13 protein-coding genes and 1 pseudogene are annotated in these 12,612 nt (G+C 61.8%); 5 read left to right on the forward strand and 9 right to left on the reverse strand.

Annotated features, from left to right (window positions below):
* The first annotated feature begins 9 nt into the window (after positions 1-9).
* On the forward strand, positions 10-375 hold the full coding sequence (locus K1X80_RS18555; protein WP_057441665.1) for a cupin domain-containing protein: 366 nt from the start codon (positions 10-12) through the stop codon (positions 373-375).
* Positions 376-522: 147 nt separating this feature from the next.
* On the opposite strand, the gene feaR is transcribed toward K1X80_RS18555, so the two are convergent.
* The 3 genes from feaR to K1X80_RS18570 all read right to left on the reverse strand — a co-directional run bounded on the left by feaR (position 523) and on the right by K1X80_RS18570 (position 3,649).
* Positions 523-1,476, reverse strand: a complete 954-nt coding sequence (feaR, locus tag K1X80_RS18560; RefSeq protein ID WP_169990037.1) for a transcriptional regulator FeaR — start codon at positions 1,474-1,476, stop codon at positions 523-525.
* Positions 1,477-1,584: 108 nt separating this feature from the next.
* Positions 1,585-2,205: a DUF3156 family protein gene (locus tag K1X80_RS18565; protein WP_057960127.1), complete on the reverse strand. Its 621-nt coding sequence runs from the start codon at positions 2,203-2,205 to the stop codon at positions 1,585-1,587.
* On the reverse strand, positions 2,150-3,649 hold the full coding sequence (locus K1X80_RS18570; protein WP_057441676.1) for an APC family permease: 1,500 nt from the start codon (positions 3,647-3,649) through the stop codon (positions 2,150-2,152). The genes K1X80_RS18565 and K1X80_RS18570 overlap by 56 nt, the downstream gene beginning before the upstream one ends.
* A 216-nt stretch (positions 3,650-3,865) precedes the next feature.
* On the opposite strand from K1X80_RS18570, the gene K1X80_RS18575 reads away from it, so the two are divergent.
* Together K1X80_RS18575 and K1X80_RS18580 are read left to right on the forward strand one after the other, a co-directional pair.
* Positions 3,866-5,194, forward strand: a complete 1,329-nt coding sequence (locus tag K1X80_RS18575; protein ID WP_220172403.1) for an alginate export family protein — start codon at positions 3,866-3,868, stop codon at positions 5,192-5,194.
* Between the two features lie 226 nt (positions 5,195-5,420).
* Positions 5,421-6,908, forward strand: coding sequence for an aldehyde dehydrogenase family protein (locus tag K1X80_RS18580; RefSeq protein WP_169960183.1), 1,488 nt, complete (start codon positions 5,421-5,423; stop codon positions 6,906-6,908).
* Here the strand turns inward: K1X80_RS18580 and K1X80_RS18585 are convergent, their stop codons facing one another.
* The gene (locus K1X80_RS18585; protein ID WP_057441680.1) at positions 6,909-7,310 is read right to left on the reverse strand and encodes a RidA family protein; all 402 of its coding nucleotides are present in this window, start codon (positions 7,308-7,310) and stop codon (positions 6,909-6,911) included.
* 244 nt (positions 7,311-7,554) lie between these two features.
* Here K1X80_RS18585 and K1X80_RS18590 point away from each other — a divergent pair.
* Positions 7,555-8,789 (forward strand): annotated as a pseudogene (locus tag K1X80_RS18590) (DUF1835 domain-containing protein).
* Here the strand turns inward: K1X80_RS18590 and K1X80_RS18595 are convergent.
* Positions 8,786-8,926: a hypothetical protein gene (locus tag K1X80_RS18595; protein ID WP_164844833.1), complete on the reverse strand. Its 141-nt coding sequence runs from the start codon at positions 8,924-8,926 to the stop codon at positions 8,786-8,788. The pseudogene K1X80_RS18590 and the gene K1X80_RS18595 overlap by 4 nt on opposite strands.
* A gap of 302 nt (positions 8,927-9,228) precedes the next feature.
* On the opposite strand from K1X80_RS18595, the gene K1X80_RS18600 reads away from it, so the two are divergent.
* Positions 9,229-10,302 (forward strand): L-dopachrome tautomerase-related protein, encoded by a 1,074-nt coding sequence (locus K1X80_RS18600; RefSeq protein WP_220172404.1) that lies wholly within the window; start codon positions 9,229-9,231, stop codon positions 10,300-10,302.
* A gap of 180 nt (positions 10,303-10,482) precedes the next feature.
* Here the strand turns inward: K1X80_RS18600 and K1X80_RS18605 are convergent, their stop codons facing one another.
* From K1X80_RS18605 to K1X80_RS18620, 4 genes are all read right to left on the reverse strand, one after another.
* Positions 10,483-10,800, reverse strand: a complete 318-nt coding sequence (locus tag K1X80_RS18605) for a hypothetical protein (protein WP_057441684.1) — start codon at positions 10,798-10,800, stop codon at positions 10,483-10,485.
* 5 nt (positions 10,801-10,805) lie between these two features.
* Entirely contained in the window at positions 10,806-10,967 is a 162-nt protein-coding gene (locus K1X80_RS18610; protein WP_162947739.1) for a hypothetical protein, read from the reverse strand.
* A 95-nt stretch (positions 10,968-11,062) separates the two neighbouring features.
* Positions 11,063-11,401 carry a DUF2388 domain-containing protein gene (locus tag K1X80_RS18615; RefSeq protein WP_057960135.1) on the reverse strand — a complete coding sequence of 113 codons (339 nt, stop codon included), beginning with the start codon at positions 11,399-11,401 and terminating at the stop codon, positions 11,063-11,065.
* 119 nt (positions 11,402-11,520) lie between these two features.
* Entirely contained in the window at positions 11,521-12,594 is a 1,074-nt protein-coding gene (locus tag K1X80_RS18620) for a methyltransferase domain-containing protein (protein ID WP_057444279.1), read from the reverse strand.
* Between the last annotated feature and the right edge of the window lie 18 nt (positions 12,595-12,612).

Genomic DNA, 12,612 nt, shown 5'->3' on the forward strand with positions numbered 1-12,612 from the left:
AGCAACTGTATGGCCCTCGTTACCCTCAAGAAAGATATCCAGCTGTCTGAACTCGACGCCTGGGGCACCGTTGCCGATCTCGGCTCCGAGATCCTCGCCGGCGAGCTCAAGGCTTTCGGCAAAATGACTTTTGGTGCGCCCACCGACAAAGTCAGCAGCGCCTACTTCGGCACCACCCAGGGCAAATTCCGCATGGTCTACCCGTTTCATGAACAAGCCACAGTGGTCACCGGCGAGGTGCGCCTGACCGACGAAAACACCGGCCAAACCACCCGCTACCAGGCCGGTGACAGCTGGTTCGTGACCCAGGGCACACCCGTGCTGTGGGAAGTGGTCAGCGAGAGTTTCGTCAAGCACTACTTCGCGGTCGCATAACTGCGTTGCTTGGTGTGGGAGCGGGCTTGCCCGCGATGGCGGTGGATCAGTTAAGTACTTCTAATCTGACACTCAGCAATCGCGGGCAAGCCCGCTCCCACACAAGCCCACTCCCACATTGGGGGTGGGCTGATTGATAAGTCGCGGTCAGGCCATTCCTACCACCTGCTGCAACCGGCTACTGCGAAACGCCTTGGGCGACTGCTCAAACTGCTTCTTGAACGAACGGCTGAAATGCGCAGAATCGGTGAAGCCCCATTTGTAGGCAATCGAGGTGATCGACTCGCTGCGCAGGAACGGGTTGATCAAGTCATCGGCGCTGCGCTTGAGCCGCGCGCGCTGGATGTAGCGGCAGACGCTGTCGTCCTGTTCTTCGAACAGCCGGTACAAATGGCGCACCGAGATGTTCAAGCGGCTGGCCAGGCCCACCGGGCTCAAGCCAGGCTGGCTCAGAGACTCATCAATGATTTTCTGCACGTAGCTGCGCAGGTTGTTGCCCTGCAACGCGGCCACGTCCTCGCGCGCGTCATCGTCCTGCTCCAGGGCCGAGCCCAGCAGTGACACAAAGGCACACTGCAGCGCCTCAACCTCGTCCTCGGCACCCTCGCTGCCCTTGCACAACTGGTCCATCAACACATGCAACATGCGCCCGCAGGCTTTGCTGGAGGAGATCTTGCCAAAGGTCTTTGATTGGCTGCCCATCTGCTTGCACACCTGGGTGCGCGGCAACGACAGCGAGATATGCTCGATCAAGCCGAATGGGGTGATTTCAATAGAGCCCACCGAGTCCATCAGCAGCAGTTCGCCAGGAGCCAGTTGCACCCGCTGGCCGTTCTGCACGATCTGCGAATAGCCGCTGCGCTGGCTGACCAAAAAGCAATCCTGATCGTTATCGCGGTCGGGGTTGGTCGCCTGGCGCTTGATCAACCCGGCATTGGTACGCAGGCTGGCCAACGACAGGCCGCCGCTGGCGAGCATGGAGAACTCGCCGATAAACAGCGAGCGGTTGAAGGCCAGTTCGGTGTCGAAGTGGCCGCACATGGCACGCAAGTCGCGGTTCCAGGTGTCGAGCCCCTGTTGTGCACTCTGTTGGATACCCATGGGTGTCTCCACAATGGCTTATTGTTTTTGTCGGGCAATAGTTAACATGTTATCTATATGCGCGCAACAAGTACCTGTCCACCATTGTGTTAGCACTAATGATGCCAATCAGAGCGTGCGCAATACGCGCTGCAAGCCGAGCAGCGCAGCCAGCAGTACATCCCGCTGTTCACGGCTCAGGGCAATGTAGCGTCGGAAGGCCGGCATGCGGTTGACCACCTCGCTGCCGCCCATGTGCTCCAGGCGTACGTGCCATTGCTGGGCATGCAGCTCGATGTGCAGGCGCTTGAAATCCAGGGGCATCAATGCCTCGTGCAGGGCGCTGTCCTGTTGCAAGCGCGCCTGCAATTGCCCCAGCAATGCCCCCTCGCCCGCGCGCTGCCGGCAGCAGATTCCAGTTCGTCGAATGGCCCCGCCATGGTGCAATTCAAAGCGTGCCGCGCCCTCTGCCGAGGCGGGTAGGCGCAGGCTGAATTCGGTCATGACCAGGTGCATCAACAACTGCGATTCGGTGCGCTCGCGGATCTCCAGGTGCAGGCTGTCGTCGTCCAGGAGGGCGTGCGCCAAAGTCGGCGATACCTGCTCGAAACGCGCCAGCCCGAGGTTGCGCTGCAACTGCCCCAGGGTGCGCCCAGGCTGATAGCCGGCGGGCGCCCGTTGCGCACTGAACAGTTCAGACAGCTTTTGCCGCAGTGCTGACATAGCCGTGATGAGCGTGACCCGGTTCATTGGCAAACTCCTTGGCCAGCACGTCTTCCACCGACGCCGGCGTGAATGGATTGACCTTCTGCACCACCAGGGTCCAGAACAGCGCATACACCGCAGTGCCGCCCAGCATCACGCCGAACGGGACATAGATATCCGCCGGGTTCATCCCTGGCGGCGTGATAAACCACATGCCCAACAGAATGCCGGCGCTGGACAGCAACTGCGGCAGCGGGAACCACGGCGAGCGATAAGCCCGTGGCAAATCGGGGCGACGAATGCGCAGGATCACCACCGACACCGTGACCAACAGGTAGGCGAAACTCCACGCACACACCGCCGCCAGCACCAGGTGCATGATGTTGTCGGTGTTGCCGCCCAGGTACAGCGCATGCAGGCACGGAATCAGCATCGCCACCAGGATGCACAGCACCGGAGTCTTGAAGCGTGGGTGCAGGTAGGTGAAGACCTTGGGCAACGCGCCATCCACCGCCATGCCATACAGAATGCGTGGCACACCGGCCATCAGGGTGTTGATGGTGGCGGCGCCGGCAAACAGAAAGCCAATGCCCAGCCACAGCGGCCCGATCTGCCCCATCACCTGTTCGGCAAAGCGTGGAATGGCCATGGGTGTGTCCAGCAGATGCACGCCGCTGGTCGCGTCCAGCACCACGTTTTCCACCTGGCGCTTCATCGCTGCGCCATAGATGAACATGCACGTTGCCACGCCCATCAGGCCGAGCATCATTGCCCGGGGCATGACCTTGGCCGACTGGCGCAAGTCCGGCGCCAGCGGGGTGACGAATTCACAGCCGACAAACATAAACATCGCCATGCCCACCAACGACAGCACTGTCACCAGGTCGGTGCCCACCAGGGACTCACCAAACCAGCCGTCCAGCTGCACTGCCGGCGCGGCGATCAGGCCCAGCACGCCAAACACCATCAAGGTGGTCCACATTCCGAAGGTGAGGATGATCTCGGCGCGGCCAAAGGCACTGACGCCAAACACATTGAGCACGCCGAACACCAGCACAAAACCGACACCCAGCAGCCACGAGCCACCGGCGGATTCGGCCAGGGTGTTGAGGTGTTCGAAGTTCACCAGCGCCATGACCCCGGCGAGGATGGTCTCGGCGGTGCCGGCAAACACATGCACGATCAAATACGCCGACAAGGTGCCGGTGATCGCAAAGAAACGGCCCATGCCGCAATTGATGTAGTCGTACACCGAGCCGGTGGTGGGCAGTATCGAGGCGGCCTCGGCGAAGGTCGTGGCCTGGGCCAGCATCATCACCACGGCCAGCAGCATGGCCAGCGCAAACGCGCTGCCGCCGATGCCAAAGCCCATGGTCGCGGTGAGAATCACCGGGCTGGCCATGATCAGGCCAATGGTGCTGGCCAACGCGGTGGGGAAACCCACCGTGCCCCGGTTCAGGTGCGCAGTAAGTCTGTCATTGCTCGACATGGTGCAGATCCTCGAAAGGGATTTTTTAGAAGTGTTTGCACTGTGCGCCCCGCCCCACCTGATCGTCTTGCCCCTGGCTGCCGCCGGTTTTGTTGCTCCCTGCCAGGGTTTGCAGCCTGGCGGCCAGGATCAATTACCTGGCACGCAGGTGAAAGACTTGCGCCGCCGACGCTCGCCCTAATGCGCCCTCAACTTAACCCTTGGGGGACTATAACAATGGAGCACACACGCAAAACCCGCCACCTGCGCCCGGCTGTCGGCCTGGGTCTGGCGCTGTTGATTGGCCAACCTTCAGCCCAGGCAATCGAACTGTATGCCGACGACGACACCACCGTCACCGGCAACTTCCTGGCCGTGTACGGCATGTTCAACAGTCGCAAGAACTACGAGGGCAGCCAGGGCGGTTCGACCTGGCGTGAAGGCTTTATCAAGTATGGCTTGAGCGTCGAGCAGACCCTGGGCAGCAACGCCAGTGTGTATGGCACCGCCAACCTGGTGAGTTCCGGCACCTGGGGCGATGGCGATGCCTCCCGCGTGACTGACGGCAGCGAGCGCACCACCAAGTTCGACGAAGCCTTTGCCGGCTGGCGCTCGGGGGACCTGTTGCCGGCCCTGGGCAAGGATGGCCTGGACCTGTCGTACGGGCGCCAGATCATCACCGTGGGCGACGGTTTTATCATCAACGACGATGGCCCGAACCTGGGCAATGGCGTGGCCGACGGTGAGTTCGACCGCGGCGGCGCCTATTACATCGCGGCGCGGCATGCGTTCGACAAGGCTGCAGTGATGCGCCTGGGCGGCAAGGACGGCTTGCATGGCAGCCTGATGTGGATCGAGTCCGACAACCGCGCCCAGGCCCTGACCGAAATGGCCATCGGCACCCTGGAATACAGCGCAGCGCCAGGCACCCTGGGTCTGACCTACCTGCATGGCATCGACGTGGACGAGCGGTTTGCCAACGACCTGCAACGCCAACGCAAGGGCATGAACCTCTACAGCCTGCGCGGCACCGGGAATGCCGGGATCGACAACGCGCACTTCTCGTTTGAATACGCCTGGCAGGACAAAGACCCCGGCCCGGAAAAAGCCTGGTACGCCGAGGCCGGCTACACCTTCGCCGAACTGCCCTGGTCGCCGGACCTGACCTACCGCTATGCGCGCTACTCGAAAAACTGGGATGCGCTATTCGCTGGCTTCAATCGAGGGTTGGGTACCTGGGTCCAGGGCGAAGTAGCGGGCAACTACTCCGGGCCCTACAACAGCAACACCTCGGTGCAGCACGTGGCACTCAAGGTCAAGCCGCTGGACAACCTGACCCTCGGCGCACTGTTCTTCGACTACCAGACTGTCAGCAAGCGCAACATGCTCGACCTGGATGGCCGCGAGCTGGACCTGTATGTCGAATGGGCGGTGAACGAACACCTGATCATCACGCCGTTGATTGGCCTGTACCAACCGGACAAGGACCAGGAGACGGGCGGCAACCAGGTCGGTGGCAACGGCACCAACGTGTATAGCCAGTTGGTGGTGGCGGTGCCGTTCTAAGCCGTGGGTTGCGCCTGAGCCACCGCACTTCCCCTGTAGGAGCGGGCTTGCCCGCGATAGCGGTAGTTCATCCGCCGAATGTATCGACTGACACTCAGCCATCGCGGGCAAGCCCGCTCCCACAGGGGCATGGCAGCCACAGACATACGCCCCGGCAGGCACAGTCAAGCTGTCGCCTGCAGCGTTGGTTAGCCTCGGGGTTTCCCTTTTGATCAGGAACCTCCCCATGAGCGATATCGCGCTGCTGCCCACCGTCGAAGCCTTCCTGCGTCGAGACCACGGCCTGTTTATCGACGGTGGCTACGTCGCCAGCCAGTCCAGCCAGACCCTGGCGGTGATCAACCCCGCCACCGGCCAGGTCATCGCCACGGTCGCCGACGCGCAAGCCAGTGATATCGAGCTGGCCGTGGCCTCCGCCAGGCACGGCTTTAAACAATGGTCGCAGACCGCCCCGGCGGTGCGCGGTAACGTGCTGCTCAAACTCGCCGACCTGCTGGAACGCCACCGTGAGGAGCTGGCACAGATCGAGACCTGTCAGTCGGGCAAGATCATCCAGATTTCCCGGGCGTTCGAGGTGGACCAGGCCGCGCATTTCCTGCGTTATTACGCGGGCTGGGCGACCAAGATCAGCGGCCAGACCCTCACCCCGTCACTGCCCTCGTTTGCCGGCGAGCGCTACACCGCCTTCACCCTGCGCGAACCGGTGGGCGTGGTGGTAGGCATCGTGCCGTGGAATTTCTCGACCATGATCGCCATCTGGAAACTCGCCTCGGCCCTGGTGACCGGGTGCAGCATCATCATCAAGCCCAGCGAGTTCACGCCGCTGACCCTGCTGCGCATTGCCGAACTGGCGGTGGAAGCCGGCCTGCCCGCTGGCGTGCTGAATGTGCTGACCGGCGGCGGCCAGGTGGGTAAGGGGCTGATCGAACACCCCGGCACCGACAAGGTGTCATTCACCGGTTCGGTGCCCACCGGCCTTGCGGTGGGCAGCGCGGCCATGGGTGCCGGCCTGACCCGCGCGACCCTGGAACTGGGTGGCAAAAACGCCGCGGCGTTCCTGCCCGATGTGAAGCTGGAAACCGCCGTCAACGGCATTATCGAAGCCGGGTTCCTGCACTCCGGGCAAATCTGCGCGGCGGCCGAGCGGTTCTTCGTCCACCGCTCGCAGATCAACCCGGTCATGCAAGCCCTGGCCCAGCGTTTGAGCCGACTGAATATCGGCTCGCCACTGGATGAGCGCACCGAGTTCGGCCCGGTCACCCACCGTCAGCACCAGCTGAAGCTGGAAGGTTTTTTTGCCACCGCCCGCGCCGAAAACAACACAATCATCCATGGCGGCCAGCCAATGGATCGGCCGGGTTGCTATGTCGAGCCCACGATCATTCTCGCCAACAGCATCAACGACACGCTGCTCACCGAAGAGACCTTCGGCCCCATCGCCACGTTCCTGCCCTACGACGACGAGGATGAGTTGCTGGCGTTGATAAACCACACCGCTGGCGGCCTCAGCGCCAGCCTGTGGACCAACGACCTGGGCAAGGCGCTGCGCATGGTCCCGGCGATCAACGCCGGCACGGTATGGGTGAATATGCACACCCTGCTCGACCCGGCCGTGCCGTTCGGTGGCAACAAATCCTCGGGGATTGGCCGGGAGTTTGGCAGCGCGTTTATCGAGGACTACACCGAACTCAAGTCGGTGATGATGCGCTATTGATCACCCCGGGATCAGCGCCTCCGCCTCGATCTCGATCAACCACTCGGGCAGCGACAGGCCGCTGACGATGATCCATGACGACGGCGGCGGATTGTCGGGGAAACGCTCGCGCAGCGCGGCAGCGATAGGCTCCTGCTGATCGCGGGCGGACTCGACGATATACAGGCGCAGCATGATCACATGGGACAGATCGCCCTCGGCCGCGGCCAGGACCTTTTCAATATTGTCCAGGGCGGTGGCGGTCTGCTCGGCGATGCCGGGGCCGACGGTGCGCTCGTCTGCATCCACCCCCACCTGGCCGGACAAGAGAATGCGCCGGCCCTCGCGCACCTCCATGGCCTGGCTGAAACCGTATTGCAGGGAGTTGAAGACTGTCGGGGGATTGATGGTTTTTCGTTGCATGACGACTCCTTGTTGTCTGTAGGAAATAAGGCTACCTCAAGTGTTTTTTCGGCTCTTGGAGAAGTTGCCGATTTCAACATCCAGAAACAGAACACCTTGCAATCCACCCTCCCCCTACCTATATTCGCGCCAGGCGCCATCTACGCCACCTTCCGCGGAAAGGGCTGCGCCCAGGACATGACTGCAGACCTCATCACTACGACTCCCAACCTTAAAGCGGACAAGGTTTGTGCAAGGAGATCGTATGTCGCAACGCCCCGCCTCATCAGCCACTGACGGCCGTATCAACCTTGAGCAGCAGCGCAAGCGCGCCAAGGAACTGTTGCAGCGCCTGAAACATGGCACCGCGCCAACCGAACTGGCGCTGCTTGCCAACCCGCACCCGACGCTTTCCGATGCCCAATGGCTGATTGCCCGGCAACTGGGTTTCAGCAGTTGGCCCAAGCTCAAGGCCCATGTGGATGCAGTGGATTTCGCCGCCAACCACCCCGGTTTCGAAGCCAGCGATGAAGCGCGCACCACCCATTGGCGCTGCGGCAATGATATTGCCCACAGCCTCGGCGTGGCGGGGTTCAAGGGGCGGTTTCGGATGCTCAGCGACCCGCTGTGCATGGGCCCGGTCCAGACCTTGCCTGGCGAGGCCTACCGGGCGATGCGGGCGCGCTTCATCGGCCAGGTGTTTACCCTGGATGTGGCAGATGCCGCACGCCGCCTGGACGATGAGTACAGCCATCTTGAAGAGCTGGGCAGCGCCGACCACAGCGTGTTGTGGTGCGAAGCGGATGCCTATGACCAACTGTTCCTGATCCGTGCCCTGGCAGGTCTTCAGCACACGCCGGCCAGGCTGGAGTTGATCGCGGTCGACCGCATTCCCGGCGTGCAGCGCTTTATCGGCATCGGGCAATTGGCCCCGCAGGTGTTGGCCTGGCTGTGGCCCCAGCGCCGGCCAGTTGACGAGCCCATGCGCCAATTGGCGCGGCAGGCGTGGGCGGCCTATTGCGACAGCTCGCCCGTGGCCCTGGCACAGTTGGCCCGCAACCCCTCCCCGCCTTGCCCTTGCTGGCCCCGGCACTGCGCCGACAGTTGCAGGAGTTGCCCGGCGCTCGCGATGGCTTGTCGCTGACCGAGCGCCTGGCCCTGCAGTATCTGGTAGAAGTCGGCCCCACGCCGTTTGCCCGGGTGTTCGCCGAGCTGATGGCCAAGCGTGAACCCCTGCCCTACCTCGGCGACATGATGTTCCATGCCCTGATGCGGCCGCTGATCGACGGGGCCTCTCCTTTGCTGACTGAGTCCGACAGCCACCTACCCTGGCCTGGCCGCACACTGGCGCTGACGCCCCTGGGCCACCAGGTGTTGAGTGGCAGCGAGTACTGGCCCGATCATGCAAGCCACGAGCGCTGGGTCGGTGGCGTGCAGATCGTAGCGGGGCAGCCGCACTGGACGATCGACGACAAGGGCGTGCCAGCCTGGCGGACCTAACGCCCCTGGCTGAGCATCTGCAGGTTCATCGCCACGAGCTTGCGCCGCTTGGACAAGGGCTTGCCGGCGTGTTTATGCAAGGTGCACAGCTCGAGGTCATCCTCGATGACCAGGATGCGTGCGGAAGGAGATGACATAGGCAGCAGATGATAACCGGTCACAATTAGGCCAACTTCTCACCCGGGGAAACATTGCGCAACGAACGTGGCGTATTGGGCTGTGTGAACGCGGATTATCAATATTTTGAAGAAACTGATTGCATCGAACCTGGGCTTTTTCAGTTAAACGCCAGCAATCAAGCTATCTCCTCGTTAGGTCACGTCACCAGATGCAGGAGAATCATCATGTCGAAAGCCACCGTCAGCCAGTTCATGCACACCCTCCATCAACGCCTCACCGAGTTGTGGGATACCTGTGCCCGCGCTGGGGGAGCACGCTCATGACCCGTTTGCTGCTGGGCGCCGCCATGCTGGCACTGCTTGCCGGGTGTGCCACTGTCAAACAGCCCGAGCTGGACGTCGCGGTCCAAAGCTCCGGGCAGATCTGGAACGCCGTAGCGCACTACAGCGGCCGCACGTTTCTCTCTGGGCCACGCTGGACCGGGACCCAGGGGCCACAACTGACGGCAATCGACCAAAATGGCCAGCGCGCTGCCTATCCAAGCGGTGCCTGGAACAGCTGGGCACCAGGGCGGGATGCTGCCAACGTCTTCGTGAATATCAATGCCCTGCGCCTGGAGGGCGACAAACTGTGGGTGGTGGATACCGGATCGCCCGAATTCGGCGGCAACCCTGTCAGCCAAGGCGCAAAGCTGGTGTGTATCGACCTGCCTACAAACCAGGTGGTTCGCACCTACTTCTTCGGGCCGGATATCGCCATGGCCGGCAGCTACGTGGACGACGTCCGCTTCAGCGCCGGCAAGGCCTTCCTCACCGATGCGGGAAATGCCGGCATTATTGTCGTCGACCTGGAGACCGGCGAAGCCCGGCGCGTGCTGAACCAGCATGCCTCAGTGGTCGCCCGGCCCGACCGGGACTTGATCCTCAGCAACCAGGTGGTCAAGGCCCCCAACGGCCAACCCCTGCGCGTCAACGCCGACCCGCTGGAAGTCAGCATTGACGGCGTCTGGCTGTACTATGGCGCGCTGCAAGGCCCGTGGTTCAAGGTGCGGATCCAGGACCTTGCGAACCCGGCCCTGCCCCCGGAACAACTGGCCGCGCGGGTAGAATTCTTTGCCGATATACCGGCAACGGGAGGTTCGGTCATGGATGCACAGGGCAACCTGTACTTTTCCGATCTGGCCCACGACGCCATGCGCGTGCGCCGCCCTGACGGACAGATCGAAACCCTGGTCGTGGACAAGCGCCTGCATTGGGTTGACGCGCCCTTCCTGGACAAGGACGGGACGTTGTGGCTGCCCACTCCACAAATGGACCGCGTAGCCCTGTTCAACAAGGGTAAATCCCTGGTGCAGTGGCCGGTGGGGGTTTATCGCTTATCGATACAGCGCTGATCAGCGCGACTGCAGATTGCTTAACGCTTTCACATCCCTTTCACAGTCGGGCGCCTAAGGTGATCCCAGCTCCTAGTGAAAACCTTTAAGCCCGCACTCCCCATCGCGGGCTTTTCTTTGTCTGGGATTTGGCTGAAAGCGGGGTGCCCGGCATCTGCATGCCGGGCCAGGAAAGTGCAACTACAACAATACCGTAGCCAGCATCCCCAGCGCCCCCAGGCAAAAGCCGATCAATGCGCCGCGCCCAGGTGCCTCATGGAACAGCGCCCAGACCACCACAGGCTCCAGTAGCAGCAAGGACGTGACCGAGACCACGGTGACGATCCAGATATCACCGACCGCCACATACCCCAGCCAATAGGCGCCCAACAGGCAAAGCCCGGCAAAGCACATCAGCACTACAGGCATGATGAATGCCTGCCATGAACCGTCGCCGGCATGGGCCAGCCTGGCGGTGACTACTTCGCTGTAGATTGCACAAAACTCACCGATCACCATCAACCCTAGAGCAAAAACTCCGAGTAGTTCTTTGGACATATCAAAAACTCCTTCGTATTCAGCGCAATGTTTTTCAGCTCCCAGCGCGCGATGCCGCTCACCAGGGAGTTGTTGCAGTGATACGAAGCAGCCTTGAACAGGCCTGAATTACCGAAGTGCTTTTGCATGCTCATGTCCTTCAACGGGTGTGAGTCGGCGCAGCCCCAACTAAGGAGGGCTGGCTCAGATCATACGTTCCGTTGAGCGGCGTGAACAACCAACACTAGAGTGCCGGTATAGATGAGGCCGCGATCGCCAGGGCCAGCTGTGCGTCAGACATCAGCGGCGGCGTGTAGGTCGAGCGATAAAACCTGCTTGCCTGCTCGAACTGTGCACCCCGGATCTCACCATCGGAGCCAATGAACGCCAGCGCGTCACTTTTGGAGGATTTGAAAAGCTCTGGAATGTAGGAAGTACCGGCGGTGGCTCCCGAGGTAATCACAAAGGGCGCTACCGAGGTGAGCATAAGCGCCCCCTGGAACGGGTTATTGTTTTCGGCGGCCACAGCGGGGTTGCCAATCGACACCAGGAGGACGATTGCCAGGGGTTTGCAGAAATCCATGGGTGATTGCTTCCGTGCGTTCAGAGGGGCGCCACGATAACAGAGTTGGGCGGTCCATCACGCAGGTGTCGCAGGAGCATGCCCGGGAACGTGTACCACACGCCCCCGGGCACGCTAGGTCACGGCTTGAGTTCAAACAACGCCGGCATTGGCGGCCATTCGGAAGGTACCTTGCGGAAGTGGCTGAACCCGGCGGCTTGCGCCATCTGCCGTGCGCGCTTCTCGCCCATGAACGCCCCCAGCCCTGCCCCACCGTGGGACAGCGAGCAGGTCATGCAATACAGGGTGCTCTGCGGATACATCACTCGACCGAACAGGTTCATGTTCTCGTGAAGCTCTTCGGACAGGTTGAGCTCGACCATCAGGTAGGTGCCGTCTTCGGCCGTCGCGGCGCGCAGGTCCTTGAGCATCTGCTGAGGATCGGTGGCATCGTGGATCACCACGAAGGTGGTCACGAAGTCGAATTGCTGGCCTCGCAAGGCATCCGAATCGTTCACCTCGAATTGCACCCGGTCACCGACCCCGGCTGCCTCGGCATTGGCCCGTGCCAGCTCGATGGAAGGCAGGTGAAAGTCGCAGCCGACAATCCGGGCCTCAGGGTACGCCTTGGCCATGGTGATCGCCGCAAGGCCGGCGCCGCAACCGAAATCCAGGACACTGCCGCCGGTCTTGAGCTTCTCTTCGACGCCGTCCAGGGAAGGAATCCAGTGCTGCACCAAGTAGTGCTTGTACCAAGGCATGGTCATGCGCTCCATGCCTTTCCAGGTTTCCAGCGGAAACGCCTCTTCGGCGCAACCACCACCGTGGCGAAAAGCTTCGATGACCTTGGGCGCCATGCTCACGAACGGCACACTCAGCTGAATGATCCCACCGGCAAAATAGGGCGAGTCTTCATCGGCGAGAACCGGCACAAATTCAGCGGGCATCTGGTAGCTACGGGTTTGCGCGTCATAGGTCACATAGCTGCCGGTGACCATGCTGCCCAGCCATTCGCGCAGATAGCGTGCGTTGTAGCCGGTCTTCTGCGCCAGCTGTTCCAGGGTCACGGCCTCACCGTCGGCCAGTGCCTTGAACAGGCCAAGCTGGTCACCGATGTAGAGCATCGCACCGCGCAGTGTGTTGCCGTAATCCTCCATGATCCGCGCGGAAAACTGCTGAACCTTGGTTTTATCAACTTCCATAACCTTAGACATCTGTCTCTCCTTGATAAG

Origin of the sequence: Pseudomonas sp. So3.2b (assembly GCF_019464415.1) — a bacterium.
Lineage (GTDB): Bacteria > Pseudomonadota > Gammaproteobacteria > Pseudomonadales > Pseudomonadaceae > Aquipseudomonas > Aquipseudomonas shahriarae.